Raw genomic sequence first — 19,006 nt, 5'->3', positions numbered from 1 at the left:
AAAATGATATATCTAGCAAAAACGTAGTTTGGTCTATATAATGCAACTTCTACCTAATAGAGTAACATGCACCCTTTTACATACAACATCATTTTTCTAAATTATACAGGGGGAACGAACATGACCATTGAAAAACAATTTATCCAAAAGATTTACTATAAAACATTTTTAACAGAAGAAACTTCCATTCCGGTAACGGAAGTACTCGGTGAAGCATATATAAATGAATCAAAAAATGAATTCTCCAATATATCTAATATTCGCTTCGCACAAGGTGAAGTTTACTTTCAAAATAACGACTTTGAAGCAGCAATATTTAAATGGGAGAAAGTAAATAATGAACTTGCTCTCTGGGCCATGAAGAATATTGCAGATGCTTATTTCGAATTAGGTTTCTTACCAAAAGCAGAGGAACTTTATAAATCTATTCAATCAGAAGATACAACTCTTACGATGGAAGTTTCCCTACAACTTCTTTCTCTTTATATCGAGCAAAACCGTCTAGGACTGGCATTTAAGACGATTAGTGAAGCTGTTGCATTTCAACCAGACTATCCGAATATTACTGCGATTGCTCGATCGTTCTATGAAAAACAAGAAGATTGGAATAATGCTATTGAACTCGCTGTTCAAGAAGGAATTCGAACAAAATCATTACACTGGTTCGATACTTTAATAAATTATGTGAACAGAGGCTTTACTAAAAAAATTAAACCTGAGTATTTCTATGAATCTTTAAAAGCCTTATATACAATTGATCAAGTTCAATTTAAAGAGCTTGTTATTTCACTTTGGAACAGTTATCAAAATGAATCATTACATCTACCTTGGATTCAAACAATAAATCACTTATTCTTACATATTGAAGTAGACGCTAATGATGATTGGAATGAAATTTCTACTCGCTATCAAGAGACGTATTTTGAATTGATTACTGGACAATATTTCATGCACGAATTACAAGGACTTGTACCAGATTTATTAACAAATTGGTTTAGTTTAACGAAAACCGAGGATTCTTTACTTGTCTCCGCAGCAGTATTAGCATGGAATGAAGTTTCACCGACAACTCTAGAATCATTACTCGTAAAAAGCGCAGGTGCCTTACTTTCAAATGCATCAGCTCATGCAAATGTTGATATGGCAGACGTATCAGCATTATTTGAAACGATTGCTGTATGGGCTGAGAAGAATGATGTAGATTTAGGTCATCAATTCACACTACTTGTTCGTGAGTTATACGATTTAACTGTTACACAACTTCTAGTAGCAGGCGCTAGCGATTATGATAAATCAGCCTTTATTAACTCTATTCTAGGAGAAAATATATTAAATGAGGCTATAACAACTTCAATTACATTTAAAGATGATAGTCAAACTGAAATAACTGAGCTTACAGAGCTAGATATACGAAATATACCAAACTTTGACGAACTTCATAACATACTAGCGGCACCTTCTCAGTCAGAACTAGAAAAAAAATGTATTGAAGTTAAATTACCAAGTAGATTTTTACGAAAAAATAAGTTTTCATTCCTTGTCACACCTACTGTGCATGGACAACTTGACAAAAACAGCTCTCACTTTGAATACTTACAGGCAGCAGATAGTCTCATCTATGTACTAAATTCAGCTTCACCATTACATGATGAAGAGCTCGATACATTATTATATATTCGTGAGCAAGTACCAAATTTACAAATTCAATTCGTCTTACAAACAATTGATACGAATACTAGTGAAAACATCACGAACAACATTAAAAAGAAAATACTCGTACATTTCCCAGAAGCACAATTTTTCCCTTACTCTCCTTCACAAGAGAGTAGTGAACAGCTAGGTAACGTAACAGAATCTATTCTTTCTAACCTTACTCAGCGTAACGTTGAAAAAGAACGCATTGAAAAATTATTATGGTTTATCCAAAAAACAATCGCATACCTTGTCAATGAACGTGTGGAATTAGAAAATACGTTAGTGAAATCCGTCCGCTGGAATAAACATATTTTAGTAAAACTTGATGGTTTTATTAATAATCTTACTGCCATCCAAAAAGATAAAATTCGTTCCATTACAGAATCTTATCTCTTAACGAAAGAGGAGATTACGCAGGATATACATTCTCAAATTCCTGAATTGTTGCAGAGTTGCTCTGATCTTGTTCAAGAAGATAGTGATTTCAAATTGGTCCATGAAGAACTAAATGTAGCAATGAATGAAAGAATTCAAAAACATGTACAGCAAGTGCTTCTCCCTAAATTTACTCAATCTATTCAAGAATGGATTGAAACTGCTCATAATGAATTCATTCAAGCTCAGGCTTATTTAGATGAAATGGGCGATACCTTTAATAAGCTCTATGAGGAAGAGCGTATTAAACTTCCTTGTGATTTCAAATTACTAGATGACTGGGATAGAGATGTTGCAAGAATGACGAATAGAATTACAGTAGCTAACATCAATATTTTATTACGCTTTACACCGACACAATTTTTCTTAAAGAGTGCAGGGAAATTATTCGGTAATATGCAAAAAAATCAATCTATGCTATCAAATAAATATAAACAATATATTGAAACAGAAGATTATACAGAAGTTGCTCAGATGATTTCAAAACAATTTTTCCTTCAATTTGAAGTATTTGAAGGTGCGCTAGAACGTGATATCATGATGTTCTTTAAAGACCCTCTTAGCATATTGAAACAAACCGTAGAAGCGGCCCAACTTGAAATACAAGAAGATGAGCAAACTTTAACAAAGCTAAGAACGAACCCAGAAACTTATCATGATCCTTTAACACTCTTTAAATTGCAATTGTTACAACGAAAATTCATGTTAAATATCGACCGAAACAATGAAATCATTACTTCACAAGAAACAATAAATAAAACACCAACTGTTTAAATAAGAAAAACCAAGCAACTAATTCGCTTGGTTTTTCTTATTTCTAATTATCCATTTTCACATGTTCAAATGGATAATATATCGCCATGAGCTTTCCTAATACTTCTGTTCTATCAATGAGCCCTAAGCCGTTCCTACTATCCCTACTAACTAAACGATTATCTCCCATCACAAAAATTTTGTTTTTAGGAATTGTAATCGGTCCAAAATCTTCAGTTAAATTGATAAGTAATTTTTCTGCCTGTTTTTTATTATTCTTTAAATACTCTTCGTTTTTCACTTGATGATTAACATATAATTGATCATTCTTCATCTCAATTACATCTCCTGGCAATCCAATAACTCTCTTCACGTAGAAATTATCTGTCTTCACGACAATAATATCCTCTCTCTCATAACTTTCAAATCTCTTTGCAAGTTTATTAATAATTACTTTATCTCCATCTTGTAACGTCGGCCTCATCGATGCGCCTTTTACAGTCGTAGGAAAAAACAAAAAGATTTTTGCCAAAAACACCACTAAGCATGCAATCGCAATTATTTCAAAGAATTCACGCAAACGTTTTTTCTTTTGCATCATTCCACCATCTCATCATCTTTTTATTTTTATTATAAGTACCCCGACCGGTGAATTTCCACAAAATTCTGAATTATAACATTAGAATATTACAAATATAAAAATAATAACCCCCCATAAATTTACTATCCTTATATACTATATTTTTCATCTACTAAACAGGACTTTTTCTATGACATTCATGCTTAGAAAATATAGAATACTGCATAAGTTAAAAAACAAATATAGTAGCATAGCAATAAAAAAGATACTCTCAAAATAGTCTATCAACTATTTTTGAGAGTATCTTTTTATAATCCTACATATACGATACACATCTGCGCTGCGACATATGTAAACCAAATCCAAAGTGGTTCATACTTCAGTTTGCGCCCCCCGATATCTGTCACACCGATAATAAAATCAGAAATCACAAACAATAAGCCACCAAGTGCTGGCACCCACCATATTCCTGTATTCTCGTAATATAAGGCGAATGCAAAACATGCCATTCCTCCAACCCACAAACCGTAAATTAGAGCCCCAATCGTAAACAATTTATCCTGTTTTTCATTTCGGATAAAAAAGAACCATCCTATAATTAGAAAAAGTCCGTATACGAGTAAACCGATCCAAAAACCATTCCATGAAATACCTGTTTGTAAAAATGCTTTCACATAGAAACAATGTGCAAGAGCGAAAGTAACCATTCCTCCAATTAATCGATGACCAATTGGAATTAATCCTGCCATAAATAAATCCCCTACAGTTGACAATGTCATACCGAGTGCAACCCACGTACTGTACTCAACCGATGGATCTTGTAACCATATCCAAATTGCACTTCCTGTTAAAGAAAAACTAAGAATAAGACGAACCGCTAAAGGTAACGGCATATTATTTCTCGTTCTTTTCGTCTGTCCTATTGCATAAATTGCTCCCATTAAAAAAAGAATAATTTGCCCGACTAACACAATGTAAAGTACATTCATAATATGTTCTCCTCAATAAATGCTTTTTCTATCTTTTTTTCGTTACATATAGCACGTTCTCCTTTTTCTATGTAAAAAAAGAAGAACAATACTGTTCTTCCATTTTAATCGTTTTTCTGTTCTCTATGCTAGTTGTTTTTCTTGCTCAACTTTCTTTTTAACCGGGTTACGATTTACTACAATAATTCCCGCTGCGACACATGCTAAACCAAATAGTACAAAGGAATGAATTGCTTCCCCTAAAATCAGACTTGATAGTAGCACACCAAACACTGGTATAAAGAACATATACATCGAGACTTTCCCTACTTTGTTATACTTCATAATTGTATTCCATATACAGAATCCCGCTGCTGATAAGAACGATAAATATATGAGCATAAGTATTGCATGTAGATTAAATGCGAATGGCACCATTCCAACTTGAAATGCACCTATACATATCAAACCAATTGATCCGAAAATCATCTGATATGCTGTCATATACCCAATATCTAACGTTTTACTACCTTCTTTCGCTAATATGTTTCCATACGAATACATCATCGCTGCTCCAAGAAGTAATAAGCTACCTATTCCAAAATGGAATGATAAACTTCCATCACTCGGTACATTCACTAAAATCACACCGCAAAAACCGATAGCTACTCCAATTACTTTTCTCCTATTTAGAGCATCATCTTTATATAAAAAGTGTGCGAGTAAAATTTGAAAGAATGATGATGTTCCTGAAATAATCGCTCCTTCAATTCCTGAGCTGTAACTCATTCCAATATAAAAACATATATATTGAAGAAAAGTTTGAAACAAGCCAATTTGAACTAACTGCTTTCCTGTTCCTTTTTTGAACTTCATATCTTTTCCTAACGCTTTAAAAAATAATAAGAGCATTACACCAGATAAGAAAAAGCGATAGCCAGCAAATAATATTTGTTCCCCGACTTCTTGTGGCTGAATTCCAAGTTCAACATAGCTTAATTTAATAAAGGGAAATGCGCTTCCCCATAAAAATGTTGCTACTATTGCAGCAATAAACACGCCAATCGGATGGGTAAAAAATTTCTCTGTCTTCAACTTGATGTCTTCCTTTCCGACCTTTTTATGAACAATATTCATATATACCAAAGGAAATGCGAAAACACAAGTTTTCAGTTTATCCCGCTATTCGCCGGGCAGTAAAACTCCCACCTCCAAATTCGGCTGGGGCAAAGAAGTTAGGTGGGAGCCCCGCTGTCCGTAAAAGCCCGATTGGTGAAGGCTAATAATCAGTGGGGGATGAACAAAACCCCCACTGATTAAAGTTTCACTTTATACTAAAACAAAAACATATCATCTAAGAAAAACATATGATATACTATAGAATAATTACAACATAATAACTATTAAAATCAGATTCAACAGAAATGCTGCTATCCATTATGGATGGCAGCTTTCGTCGTTTTATAGGGGTTTCGATTTTGATTCTTTTTCTCAATAAGAATTCGGAAGGAGCGAGTATTAATGAACGCAGACGTAAAAACATTACAAGCACAAAAAGATATTTCTCATCCCTCTTTATGGGATACATTAAAGAAACATTATGAACTTATATTTGCAATCGCATCTGGTATTTTTATTTTAGCTGGCTGGTTATTCACAAAAAATGATGCAATAAGTGCAGGTATTACTTTCTATATCCTTGCTTATGTAATTGGAGGATTCGCAAAAGCGAAAGAAGGTATTGCAGACTCAATTGAAGAGAAAGAGCTAAATGTTGAAATGCTCATGATTTTTGCAGCTATCGGCGCCGCAGTTATCGGTTACTGGGCAGAAGGTGCTATTTTAATCTTCATCTTTGCATTAAGCGGAGCAATGGAATCTTATACATTAAGTAAAAGCCAAAAAGAAATTTCAGCGCTTCTTGACTTACAACCTGAAGAAGCATTACGTATTTCACACGGAACCGAGGAACGTATTCCAGTTGGACAATTACAAATTAACGATATTATTTTAATTAAGCCAGGTGAGCGTGTTCCTGCTGATGGCACAATTCATACTGGTGAAACAAATATTGATGAAGCTGCTATTACAGGAGAACCTATTCCGAATGAGAAAAAATTCGGTGATGAAGTATTTGCTGGCACTGTAAATTTACGTGGAGCTATTGAAGTTAAAATTACGAAGCCGAGCGATCAAACATTATTCCAAAAGATTATTCGTCTCGTTCAAAGTGCACAAAGCGAAAAATCACCATCACAACTATTCATCGAAAAATTTGAAGGAACATACGTAAAAGGTGTACTACTTGTTGTTGCGCTTATGATGTTCGTTCCTCATTTCTTACTTGATTGGAGTTGGAATGAAACGTTTTATCGCGCTATGATCTTACTTGTAGTCGCTTCTCCTTGCGCACTAGTTGCAGCCATTACACCGGCAACTTTATCAGCAATTTCAAACGGAGCGAGAAACGGTATTCTCTTTAAAGGTGGTATTCATTTAGAACGTCTAGCTTCAGTAAAGGCGATTGCCTTTGATAAAACAGGAACATTAACACAAGGAAAACCTACTGTAACAGATGTATATGTTCGAGAAGGCATAGCAGAAAGTGAAGTACTTTCTATTACAGCAGCGATTGAAAGTCACTCTACACATCCTTTAGCAGAAGCGATTGTTAAATATGCAAAACATGCTTACGACATTACGATAAAAAAACCAGAAAACGTTGAAGATGTAACTGGTTTTGGATTAAAAGGAATATTAGAAAACAAAGCTTATAAAATTGGTAAAGCTGATTTTATCGGGGAAGAAATAAAAACATTCCATAATGGCATTTCTGCTTCACTTGAAAAAGAGGGGAAAACTGTCGTTTATATTAGTGATGAGGATGGTATTCTTGGACTGATCGCTTTAAAAGATACCCTTCGCCAAGAAACGATAGCGGCTATTCGTGATTTGCAAAGCATTGGTGTCGAAGCAATCATGATTACTGGTGATAATGAAGAAACAGCAAAAGCAATTGCCAATGAAAGTAATATAAAAGAATATTACGCATCATGTTTACCGGAAACAAAAGTTGAAACGATAAAGCAGTTAAAAGAAAAGTATGGCATAGTCGCCATGGTTGGAGATGGTATAAACGATGCACCTGCCCTCGCTACTGCTAGTATTGGTGTTGCAATGGGTGAAGGAACAGACGTAGCATTAGAGACTGCAGACGTTGTTCTTATGAAAAACGAATTATCTCGTCTCTCTCAAGCAATCCGTTTATCAAAACGAATGAACCGTATTGTGAAGCAAAACGTTATCTTCTCTTTAGCTGTCATTGCAATGCTGATTTGTTCAAATTTTTTACAGTTTTTAGCTCTTCCCTTCGGTGTTATTGGACATGAAGGAAGTACCATCCTTGTCATTTTGAATGGTTTACGATTATTAAAAGGAAATAAATAACGGGTCCCTGATGAAGGACCCGTTTTTTTTAATGGTAGCTATTATGACCGTTCGCACTGCTGCTTGTTTTATGCTTTGGATGCGAACTGCTCTTTTGTTTATTGTTGCTTTTATTATTGTGGTTCTTTTTATTATTACTCATGAAATATCCCCCCTGTTCCCTTTTATTATGGAACAAGAGCTCATTTTTCATTACGGGAATTATTGTCACCCGTTCTATAATGATGGAGTAAACCATTAATTTCACCACCAAGTAAAATTACCCACGCAGTTAAGTAAAACCATAACATTAAAATAATGATACCACCGAGACCACCATATGTATTAGCGTAATTTGCAAATTTATCTACATAATAGGCAAATGAGTACGATACCACAATCCACCCTACAGTAGCAAATAAAGCCCCCGATATGACTTCTCTTCGCTTTAATTTCCGATCAGGTGCAAACGTATATAAAAAGCTAAACAAAGCGACCAAAACGAAGAAACTCGCTACTAAACGTGCAATACTCCACACATAAGCAAAACTATCCGATAAACCAATTGCTTTAAACACTGCTGCACCAATTACTTGTCCGAATACTGGAACAATTAGCGCAAACACAATCATAAAAATAATAGCTAATGTAAACACAATTGATAAAGCTCTTGTTTTAATAAAGGAGCGTGTTTCTGTTACATCATAAGCACGGTTAAAAGCATTCATAATCGCATTTACTCCATTAGAAGCAAACCATAACATCGATAGTAAACCGAATGATAATAAACCACCATTTTGTTCGTTTACAACTTTATCTACGTTTACTTCAATTAAGTTCATCGCATCTTCTGGTACGTACGGTTCTAATAAATTGAGCACACTTTCTGTTTGAAGGTCAATAAAGCCAAGAAGCGTAATTAAGAAAACAAGCCCAGGAAAAATCGCAAGCAAGAAGAAATAAGCGAGCTGTGCTGCTAAGCCCGCTACATCATCGCGCATCGTCCGGTCATATAAATCTTTCCCAAACGAAAAAGTACGATGTCTTTTTGCTTTTTCTAGAAATTTTTTCATATGTTTTAGACGCTTTTCTTCTCTTCTTTATTTTGCTTTAACTCAATGTATTCTTCAGTTTTTTTTTCCTCTGCATTTGAGTCCTTCATAAATAATTCACGAGCTTCTTTCATACCACCATCTTCAGCTACCACTGGCTCTTCTTCTGCTTTAAGCTCATCTACCTTTGGAGATACAGCTTGAATTTCAATCGTTTCCGGCTTTTCTACTGGAACAATTTTTTTCTTACTAAAAATTTCTTTCGTTTCTTTTAACGTTTCTACAACAGACGGCGTCAATTTTTTAATTTCTGCTACTTTCGCTTTCACTACATTGAAATCAGCAAGTTCGCGTCCTTTATCTGTAACAGTTTGCACTTTTTCTTTTATCTTCGCATTTTCACCAATTTCAATCATCTTTGTTTTTGCTTTTTCTGCCGTGTTTTTTACTTTTTCACGGTTTTCTTTCTTTAACATAGATACAGCTACACCTGCAGCTACACCAATCGCAATGTTTCGAGCAATATTATTTTTCTTTGCCATATTCCTTCACCCTTTCATTTCTTATATTAGAAAGTATTACTTTCTAAGCTTCCTCATATTCCTTGTTCATTTCGAATGAAAGCTAATAGCTTTACACACCCTTCTGTTACAAGGTCATACACTTCTTGGAAGTTCCCTGTAAAGTAAGGGTCAGGAACGTCTGTCCAGCCACCGTCTGGAACAAAATCGGACAGTCTACCAATATAGCCTCCAGTTTTATCAAAACTTTTTAAATCCGCTATATTCTTGTTGTCCATGGCAATAATATAATCAAACTTTGTTAAGTCTTCTTTTTCTACTTGCCGTGCTTTAATTCCTTCAAAAGAGACTTCATTTTCTTTTAAAATTTTTTGTGTTCCTTTATGTGGTGGATGACCAATATGCCAATCTCCAGTTCCTGCAGAATCAATGACAAATTTCTCTTCGAGTCCCTCTTTTACGACAAGATCTCGAAAAATTGCTTCTGCCATTGGAGAACGACAAATGTTCCCAAGACAAACAAACAATACCCGGACCATATTTTTGTTTCTTCCCTTCTTGGTGCATTTCTTACTATATACTTATATAGTATAAACAACCAATTATTAAATATAAAGGAAATCCCTACTAATTTAATAGGATTGAAAAGTTTCATTAACGAAAATGATAAAAAAATGTTAAGATAACCTTATGTTATTTTAAAGGGGGACACTTCGGTGGATTTATCCGTAAAATCAGAAGCAAACGTTGAATATATGGTAGAAGCTATTAAAGAAAAATTACGCATGGTTAATGCTGGAGCAATGAGAGCTGCTAGTTTTAACGCAGAAATGTACGAGGACTTACGTGACATTTATGAGCATGTTATGAAACGTGAAACATTCAGTATTAGTGAAATGCAAGCTATTACTGAGGAATTAGGTACATTAATTAAAAAATAACAAAGAGCCTCACGTATTCGAGGCTCTTTTAATTTCAACAAATTCATGACAACTCTTCTCTTTTCCTCATCACATTCTAAAATACTGTACAATGAAAGTAGAACCTCACCTTAGATTTTTTCTCCATACATACTACTCTAAAAAAATTGCCACACTACCATTGCTAACTGTTTTTACTGGGGGTGCTTACTTATGAGCAATTGGTACAGTAAGACGAAAAATCAAACATTAATCGACCTAGAAACAAATGAACAGCACGGTTTAACAGATGAAAACGTAAATGAACGTTTAAAACAGTATGGTCCAAACGAATTGACTTCGAAACAAAAACGTACTTTATGGCAGCGCGTTTTCGCCCAAATTAATGACGTCCTCGTATATGTCCTTATTATCGCTGCCCTTATTTCCGCCTTTGTAGGTGAATGGGCCGATGCAAGTATTATCGCGCTCGTTGTAGTTTTAAATGCTGTTATCGGTGTAATCCAAGAATCGAAAGCAGAACAGGCTTTAGAAGCATTGAAAAAGATGGCAACCCCTAAAGCTATCGTAAAGCGAGATGGTGAACTTAAAGAGATTCCATCTGAGCGCGTCGTTCCAGGTGATATCGTTATGCTTGATGCTGGGCGGTATATCCCCTGCGATTTACGACTTATCGAAACTGCGAATTTAAAAATTGAAGAATCTGCTCTAACTGGTGAATCTGTCCCTGTCGATAAAGATGCAGTCTACCACCCTTCCATGCAAAGTGATGAGCAAGTACCATTAGGCGATCAAAAAAACATGGCCTTTATGTCGACGTTAGTAACATACGGACGTGGCGTCGGTGTTGCTGTCGAAACTGGAATGAAATCACAAATCGGAAAAATCGCAACTCTTTTGCATGAAGCTGAAGATGATATGACACCGCTTCAAAAAAGCTTAGCACAAGTAGGAAAATATTTAGGTTTTGTCGCTGTAGCTATTTGCGTTATTATGTTTCTCATCGGTTTTTTACAAGGAAGAGATACTTTGGAAATGTTTATGACCGCAATTAGTTTAGCTGTTGCAGCCATTCCAGAAGGCTTACCAGCTATCGTTTCCATCGTTCTTGCAATTGGTGTTCAGCGTATGATTAAACAGAACGTTATCATTCGTAAACTACCAGCTGTTGAAGCTCTCGGTTCTGTCACGATTATTTGTTCAGATAAAACAGGTACATTAACTCAAAATAAAATGACTGTTACTCACTTTTATAGTGATCGTGCATACGATCAGCTAGAAAATTTGAATGTAAATAATGCTGCACACCGTCTATTATTAGAAAATATGGTTTTATGCAACGATGCTTCTTACGGTGCCGACTCACAAACGGGGGATCCTACAGAAATTGCCCTTCTTGTTGCCGGAAGCTCTTTTAACATTCAAAAAGATTATTTAGAAAATAAACATGATCGTGTTAACGAATTGCCTTTCGATTCTGATCGTAAAATGATGTCAACTGTACATACGTACGATGAAGGCTACTATAGCATGACGAAAGGTGCTATTGATAAACTTTTACCTCACTGTACCCATATTTTTATAAATAATAAACTGGAGGTCCTAACAGATTCTGATAAAAATCAAATATTAGAAGCTGCCGGGTCAATGTCGCAAGAAGCCTTGAGAGTACTTTCATTCGCATATAAACGATACGATTCAAACGATGTGGATATTAATCACCTCGAAGAAAATCTCATCTTTATCGGTCTTGTCGGTATGATTGATCCACCACGCACAGAAGTAAAAGATTCAATTATAGAATGTAAAAAAGCTGGTATTCGCACAGTTATGATTACTGGTGATCATAAGGATACCGCCTTTGCAATTGCCAAAGAACTTGGTATTGCTGAAGAAAAATCTGAAATTATGATTGGAACTGAATTAGATAACATTTCAGATACAGAACTAGCAAGTAAAATTAATCACTTAAATGTCTTTGCTAGGGTTTCTCCAGAACATAAAGTGAAGATTGTAAAAGCATTACGTGATGAAGGAAATATCGTTTCCATGACTGGTGACGGTGTAAATGATGCTCCCTCTTTAAAACAAGCTGATGTTGGAGTAGCGATGGGAATTACAGGAACAGATGTCGCAAAAGGCGCAGCAGATGTAGTTTTAACAGATGACAACTTCTCATCTATTGTGAAAGCTGTTGAAGAAGGAAGAAATATTTATCGTAATATTAAAAAGTCTATTCTCTTCCTACTCTCTTGTAACTTCGGCGAAATTATAGCTCTCTTTTTAGCTATTTTACTCGGCTGGGCAACACCACTACGACCTATTCACATTTTGTGGGTAAATTTAATTACAGATACACTGCCTGCATTATCACTCGGTGTTGATCCTGAAGATCCAGATGTGATGAAGGACAAACCACGACATGCGAAAGAAAGCTTATTTAGCGGCAGCGTTCCTTTTCTTATTTTCAATGGGGTTGTAATTGGACTTCTTACTTTAACAGCCTTTATCGTTGGGGCAAAGCTCTATACAGGAGATACAAATTTATTTCCTCTCTTCCCAGATCAAATTGATGAAGACGCTCTATTACACGCTCAAACGATGGCATTTGTCGTTCTTAGTTTTTCTCAACTCGTTCATTCATTTAACTTACGTTCAAGAACGAAATCAATTTTTTCAATTGGGATATTTACAAATAAATATTTAGTCTTCTCACTTCTAATCGGTGTTCTTATGCAAGTGTGTATCATCTCCATCCCACCTCTTGCCAATATATTTGGTGTGCATGCATTAACAATGCGAGATTGGGGATTTGTTCTCTTGTTAAGTATCATTCCGCTTGTTGTGAATGAAATCATTAAATTATTTAAGAGAAAATAAAGTGCAACTTTAATCAGTGGGGATTTTGTTCATCCCCACTAATTATTAGCACGCAAATAGCGAATAAAAGGCAATGAGGAATATTCCTCATTGCCTTTTTGTTTATCCTTGTAATTCTTTTTTAATGTTTTCTGTTAATGTAGCCATACGCTTACGACTTTCTTCACGCTCACGTTTATTTTGCTCTTCAATTTGTTGTGTTTCTTGCATACCTCTTGAAATAATGTTCCAAGTTTCCTCAAGTGTTTCCATCTTAATACTAGAAGAACCTGATATTCTCGCTACTTCCACACTTTGAGTTGCGATATTTTGTGCATTTTTCTTAAGTAATTCATTTGTACGGCGATCAAGTTCAGCCATAGAGTCCGCAACAAGTTTTTGACGTTTCGCATTTACCGCTTGAATGATACCATTTTTAAAAATAGGAATCGTTGTAATAAATGCTGTATTGATTTTACCGATTAATTTATTGTTACCGCGTTGAATCATACGAATTTGTGGCGCTGTTAATAGAGCAACCATACGTGCTTTTTCTAAATCATCAATACGTTGTTCTAAAATTTCAACAGAGTTTTTAAGCGATTCTAATTCAATACCTGCTAACTGATCATTATTACGTATGCGTTCTTCGTACATCGGAACTAACTCTGTATTTAAACGCTCTAATAACATTTCCCCTGCTACTACGTATTTTTCTAAGTCTAAATAATACTTTAAGTTTTGCTCATATAAACCATCTAACGTACCAATTGATTTTTTCATTTCATCTTGATACTTCGTAATTTCTACGTATACTTTATCCATTTCGCGACCCATCGTCTGATACTTACTAAAGATTTGTTCAATCATTTTATCTGCTTTTTTGAACATACGTGAGAAGAAACCACTTTTCTCTTCCGCAAAGTCTTTACTATCAAATCTGTCCATAATTTTACCAAGCTGTTTTAATAATTCACCAGAGTCTTCTACTTTCGATAAAGACATTGTATGTAAAATTTGATCAGCGAAACGTGAAATCTCCATAGAAGGCTCTTTTCCAAGCTCGATTAATTCTAATTGGTCTTTAATGTCTACTGCATTATAAATACGTTGTACTTCAGCATCTTGTCTAAGTTGCAAGCGAACATCTTGTGCGGTTTGCTCATTCAATTCTGTTTTCGAATCTAGTACGACTGGGTTATTCATATGATATTCTCCCTTTCCTTATAAAAATGGACGAAATAGTCCTTTTATTGTTTGTGATAAATTTTTATAGGCTGATGAACCATGAAATTCAAGATCAAAATTAACTTCTTCAAGCCAATGTGAATCAAATGCTCCTGATTCAATATACGGTTCAATATCGTTTCTCCCCGTTGGATTAAAGTGGAATACATCTACTCCAATTTGATTTAAAAATAGTAATAACACAGCATCAGAACGACTTAATTCTCCGCTCTTCTCATTATTAAATATAACAATTTTCGGTACTTCTTGCGAATAATCAAATTTCTCAAGCTGCTCTAAAATGTTCGGTGGTATTTGAGAGAGTTGTGCGAAAACATACAGTGCTACATCTTGTTTCGTCTCTTTCGCAATTGGTTTACACATTTCACTTTCACACGTATGGATGATTGCTTCTGCAATACCATGTTGTAATCCTTCTGGTAAACGCTTATGTGGCCACCAATGGCTGTTCATAATTAAATCCGGATGTAACTTCCCTGTGCGGTCCAATGCATCTCGATAATGATATTGGAAATTCGCTTTTTGTTCTTTCGTAAACGGGAATGTATTAATTAAGAAACTGTTATCAAATGATGTAACAGCCTTTAATCGCTGGAAATATTCTTTATCATTCTTTGAAACACCTGATATTTTTGCAAATAAAGAAGGAATATAAATATGCTTATTTTCAACAAAGAATGTTGGACGTACAAATGCCTTTTCTTTCGTAATTAAAAAGAGTTCATCGTACGTTGTTTTGAGCGTACGGGCTACAGGTGTATACGAACGGAATTGCCACGGTTTGTATAATAATGAATTATCGTGGTGAAGTACTTGCTCGATTTCTTTTGAAGCTTGATAAGCTACTGTTGCAACGCGTTCACGACGCCGATCAGGAAATGGTTCCAATGAAATACGGCCCGAATGAGATACGACAAAGGTCTTTCCTTCCTCATCTACACTCTCAAATCCATCTTTTCCTTCTGGGTGATAATAAAGCACATCGCAGCCGAGCATAATAAGAAAGTATAAGAAATATATACGACTCTCCGTCGCATCACCGTACCAAACGATACGCGGCATTTGTTTCTTATAATTAATCGTAGAGAACCACTTCGCTACGTAATTTTCACTTAATTTAATCATATCGATTAAGAAACGCCGGAATCCTTCTGTTTTTAAAGATTGATTATGTTGTTTCTCATACAATTTCAATACAGAAATAAACGTCGTATGTATATAATGCTGTAAATCAGGATTGTCTACTTGCGGTAATAGTTGTTTTCCAGACAAATGTGCTACAAGCCTATTTACTGTAAGTCCATTCGGTGCTTCTTGATGTAATGCAAAAACTTCTTGAATATGGCGCAGTTTTTCGGGATCAATCACCTTATTTAAATTTTGTTCATGCAAAACCTCGATCCCTTTTGCTTCACTATAATCAAATAGCTCATTGAAATATTCATCTACATCATTAGGAACACCAAGAATGCGACTTGCTATATAACTAAATTTCATCTCATTCTCTGTCAGTTCATATTGTGGGCGTTTTTCTAAAAGCGCTTCAAATTGCTTTAAATCTGATTCATCTTTTAATGCACATGGTTGAAGTGTAAAACGTGAAAACACAACAGTTCACCTCCAAAAACATTTACGTTTTTTCTAAAGTCTCTCTTCTATTATAAACTATTTTTAGTTATAAAAAATGGGCGCTCGCATAACGAGCAAACCCATTTCAATTATTTATGTTCATTTTTAGTAGCTGCAACTTCTTCTCGTGCTTGTCCACTATTCTTCATGTAGTGAATTATAAATGTTATTGCAAACGCTACAACTAAAACAATAAAGAACACTGTATGACTTATTTCAATATGAATGACAGACAATAGCATTTTTGCTGCAATAATTAAAATTAAAATATATGCTGTCGTTTCAAGTTCTGGAATACGCTCTAACAATTTTAAGAATACGCCAGCGATACCGCGCATCATTAAAATACCGAGCATTCCACCTAATAGTAAAATCCAAACTTCATTCGATACACCAAATGCAGCAAGTACACTATCCACAGAGAATGCGATATCCATTAATTCAACCATCGCAACCGTTCCCCAGAAAACACCGAACATTCTGAAGAGAATACTATTTTGGTTCATACCATGGGCTTCCTCTTCTTCTGAAGTGCCTTTTCTTTTATCAATGAAATATTTAATTGACAGCCAAGCTAAGTAAAGCGCACCTAACACTTTTACCCATGCCAATTTAATTAAGAACATTCCGATTCCAATTGCAATAAAACGGAATACATAAGCTCCAATCAGTCCATAGAATAATGCTTTTTTTCGTTTTTCTTCTGGAAGATGTTTTACCATTACCGCTAACACAAGTGCATTGTCAGCAGATAATAAACCTTCAAGTACAACAAGTGTACCTATTAACCCCCAAGATACTGGATCTTGTAACACTTTAATCCACATGTCCAAGTCGAAAAACTGAGCATACGTATCAAGGATTCCTTGCAAAATACTCATCTTACCTTTATCCCCTATTCTTTGCTAGATTTATAGAAAGGTCAAAAAAAGGAAACGAATGCCGTTTCCCTTCTTATGCATCCAAGCCATACGCTCTTACAAGCGCACCTAATCCACCTTGGAATCCACTTCCTACTGCACTAAACTTCCACTGTCCATTATGACGATATAATTCACAAAAGACAACTGCTGTTTCAATGGAGAAATCTTCCCCTAAATCAAAACGAAGAACTTCTTCGTTTGTCTCTTCATTTGCTAAACGAACGAATGCATTTGCAACCTGTCCAAAGTTTTGATTACGGCCTTCTCCATCATAAATTGTAACTGTAATAGCAATTTTATGAACATCTGCTGGAACCTTTTTCAAATCGACAACAAGTTGCTCATCATCACCGTCACCTGCACCAGTACGGTTATCTCCTGTATGTAAAACTGATTCACAAGGAGACTGTAAATTATTATAGAAAATAAAATCAGTTTCCTTCGTACATTTCCCGTTCGCATCTAATAAAAAGGCAGATGCATCTAAATCGAAATCAGATCCACCATCATAAGATTTAATATCCCATCCAAGACCAATTACTGCTCGTGATAAACCTGGGCTTGTTTTTGCTAAATCTATTTTCTGTCCTTTTTGCAATTGAATAACCATATATATTCACCTCTATATTTTAATTTCAAAAAATATATCCATCAGTAAATACGCGTTTCACTGATGGATATATAAATCTATTACTCTACATCTAAACCGAAGTTATTACATAGAGAACCTAATCCACCTTGGAATCCACTTCCGATTGCATTGAATTTCCATTCACCTGCGTGACGGTATAATTCGCTTACTACTACAGCTGTTTCAATAGAGAAATCTTCTCCTAAATCGTAACGAATTAATTCTGCATTCTTTTCTTCATCCAGAATGCGTACGAAAGAGTTAGAAACTTGTCCGAAGTTTTGGCTACGGCCTTCTCCATCATAAATTGTGATTGTGAAGCAAATACGTTCGATATGTGCAGGAACATTTTTTAAGTCTATTTTAATTGTTTCATCGTCGCCTTCACCTTCACCTGTACGGTTATCCCCTAAATGCTCTACAGCACCATTCGCACCTTTTGGATTATTATAGAAGACGAAATCCTCTGCTCCTGAAACTTTACCGTTAGCACCTACTAAGAAGATACTAACATCTAAATCGAAATCGTTTTGTCCGTCATAACGATTCGTATCCCAACCAAGCCCTACAAGAACTTTCGAAAGACCTGGATTTGTTTTTGTTAAGTCTACCTTTTGTCCTTTTTTCAATGAAATTGATGCCATATACAATTCCTCCTTGGTTTATTTTATTGGTAACGTGATACAATCTCACTTAAGTTTTTATCTTGTGTTCCTTCTCCAACTGCTGAAAACTTCCATTCGTTTCCGTCTCGATACATTTCCCCTGCAATTAAAGTCATTTTGCCAGCGTAATTATCTGACAAGTTATAACGTGCTAATTCTTCACCTGTTTGTGGGTTTTGAATACGAATATATGCATTGCGAATCATCCCGAAATCTTGACGACGATTTACACAGTCATAAATATTTACAACGAATACTAAACGATTAATACGGCTCGGAACTTTATGTAATTCTACGAAAATTGTTTCGTCGTCACCAGCGCCTTCACCTGTTAAATTATCTCCTGAATGAATAATACTACCACAAGTAGAAAGTTTGTTGCCGAAGTAAACTAAATCATTTTTGTTTAAAAAACGATCTCCTTCTAACATAACAACAGATGCATCACAATCTACACTTGGTTTACTTCCAAATAAAGAAGACAGAAACCCACCTGATTGCCCAATTGGATCCCAGCCTAAGCCAACCTGCAGTTTCGCTACTCTCGGTTGTCCTTTCGTTAAATCAATCTTTTGTCCTTTTTCTAAAATAATAGGCATGAAGTTTCTTCCTTTCTACAAAGCATTTTCCAAATCGGAAAACATTGTATTCTCCTCTTATATTGTAGCATTATTTATCTAATGAGAAAAAGGATAAATTCT

At 35.2% G+C, this 19,006-nt stretch carries 16 protein-coding genes; 4 read left to right on the top strand and 12 right to left on the bottom strand.

Translation table 11 applies throughout. From position 1 onward, the window contains the following. Positions 1-120: 120 nt before the first annotated feature. Positions 121-2,904 (top strand): tetratricopeptide repeat protein, encoded by a 2,784-nt coding sequence (locus EXW56_RS02370; protein ID WP_215597159.1) that lies wholly within the window; start codon positions 121-123, stop codon positions 2,902-2,904. 43 nt (positions 2,905-2,947) lie between these two features. Here the strand turns inward: EXW56_RS02370 and lepB are convergent, their stop codons facing one another. The 3 genes from lepB to EXW56_RS02355 all read right to left on the bottom strand — a co-directional run bounded on the left by lepB (position 2,948) and on the right by EXW56_RS02355 (position 5,526). Next, complete coding sequence (gene lepB, locus EXW56_RS02365) at positions 2,948-3,484, bottom strand: signal peptidase I (protein WP_002159410.1); 537 nt, start codon at positions 3,482-3,484, stop codon at positions 2,948-2,950. Between the two features lie 287 nt (positions 3,485-3,771). Continuing rightward, entirely contained in the window at positions 3,772-4,452 is a 681-nt protein-coding gene (locus EXW56_RS02360; protein ID WP_002159411.1) for a lysoplasmalogenase, read from the bottom strand. Between the two features lie 123 nt (positions 4,453-4,575). Continuing rightward, positions 4,576-5,526, bottom strand: coding sequence for a DMT family transporter (locus tag EXW56_RS02355; protein ID WP_215557905.1), 951 nt, complete (start codon positions 5,524-5,526; stop codon positions 4,576-4,578). Positions 5,527-5,952: 426 nt separating this feature from the next. On the opposite strand from EXW56_RS02355, the gene EXW56_RS02350 reads away from it, so the two are divergent. Further along, complete coding sequence (locus tag EXW56_RS02350; RefSeq protein WP_215597158.1) at positions 5,953-7,878, top strand: heavy metal translocating P-type ATPase; 1,926 nt, start codon at positions 5,953-5,955, stop codon at positions 7,876-7,878. 182 nt (positions 7,879-8,060) lie between these two features. Here the strand turns inward: EXW56_RS02350 and EXW56_RS02345 are convergent, their stop codons facing one another. The 3 genes from EXW56_RS02345 to EXW56_RS02335 are packed head-to-tail and all read right to left on the bottom strand — an operon-like array spanning position 8,061 to position 9,969. Next, on the bottom strand, positions 8,061-8,930 hold the full coding sequence (locus EXW56_RS02345) for a YihY/virulence factor BrkB family protein (protein WP_070138694.1): 870 nt from the start codon (positions 8,928-8,930) through the stop codon (positions 8,061-8,063). 5 nt (positions 8,931-8,935) lie between these two features. Beyond that, positions 8,936-9,451, bottom strand: coding sequence for a DUF4075 domain-containing protein (locus EXW56_RS02340; protein ID WP_002201882.1), 516 nt, complete (start codon positions 9,449-9,451; stop codon positions 8,936-8,938). 53 nt (positions 9,452-9,504) lie between these two features. After that, a complete protein-coding gene (locus EXW56_RS02335; protein WP_215557904.1) occupies positions 9,505-9,969 on the bottom strand; it encodes a low molecular weight protein-tyrosine-phosphatase in 465 nt (154 codons plus the stop codon). A 177-nt stretch (positions 9,970-10,146) separates the two neighbouring features. Between EXW56_RS02335 and EXW56_RS02330 the strand changes: the two genes are divergently transcribed. Further along, the gene (locus EXW56_RS02330) at positions 10,147-10,371 is read left to right on the top strand and encodes a DUF1128 domain-containing protein (protein ID WP_002113714.1); all 225 of its coding nucleotides are present in this window, start codon (positions 10,147-10,149) and stop codon (positions 10,369-10,371) included. Positions 10,372-10,563: 192 nt separating this feature from the next. Then, complete coding sequence (locus EXW56_RS02325; protein WP_215557903.1) at positions 10,564-13,230, top strand: cation-translocating P-type ATPase; 2,667 nt, start codon at positions 10,564-10,566, stop codon at positions 13,228-13,230. 102 nt (positions 13,231-13,332) lie between these two features. Here the strand turns inward: EXW56_RS02325 and EXW56_RS02320 are convergent, their stop codons facing one another. The 6 genes from EXW56_RS02320 to EXW56_RS02295 all read right to left on the bottom strand — a co-directional run bounded on the left by EXW56_RS02320 (position 13,333) and on the right by EXW56_RS02295 (position 18,904). Continuing rightward, positions 13,333-14,415: a toxic anion resistance protein gene (locus EXW56_RS02320; RefSeq protein ID WP_002113709.1), complete on the bottom strand. Its 1,083-nt coding sequence runs from the start codon at positions 14,413-14,415 to the stop codon at positions 13,333-13,335. Positions 14,416-14,433: 18 nt separating this feature from the next. After that, positions 14,434-16,065 carry a YceG family protein gene (locus EXW56_RS02315; RefSeq protein WP_215557902.1) on the bottom strand — a complete coding sequence of 544 codons (1,632 nt, stop codon included), beginning with the start codon at positions 16,063-16,065 and terminating at the stop codon, positions 14,434-14,436. Positions 16,066-16,175: 110 nt separating this feature from the next. Continuing rightward, positions 16,176-16,967 (bottom strand): TerC family protein, encoded by a 792-nt coding sequence (locus tag EXW56_RS02310; protein WP_215597157.1) that lies wholly within the window; start codon positions 16,965-16,967, stop codon positions 16,176-16,178. A 73-nt stretch (positions 16,968-17,040) separates the two neighbouring features. Then, a complete protein-coding gene (locus EXW56_RS02305; RefSeq protein ID WP_002010227.1) occupies positions 17,041-17,619 on the bottom strand; it encodes a TerD family protein in 579 nt (192 codons plus the stop codon). 80 nt (positions 17,620-17,699) lie between these two features. Then, a complete protein-coding gene (locus tag EXW56_RS02300; protein ID WP_002029588.1) occupies positions 17,700-18,284 on the bottom strand; it encodes a TerD family protein in 585 nt (194 codons plus the stop codon). A gap of 23 nt (positions 18,285-18,307) precedes the next feature. After that, complete coding sequence (locus tag EXW56_RS02295) at positions 18,308-18,904, bottom strand: TerD family protein (protein ID WP_002029589.1); 597 nt, start codon at positions 18,902-18,904, stop codon at positions 18,308-18,310. Positions 18,905-19,006 lie beyond the last annotated feature (102 nt).

This window comes from Bacillus mycoides, assembly GCF_018742245.1.
Taxonomy (GTDB): domain Bacteria; phylum Bacillota; class Bacilli; order Bacillales; family Bacillaceae_G; genus Bacillus_A; species Bacillus_A cereus_U.
This window is presented reverse-complemented; position numbering and strand designations above follow the sequence as displayed.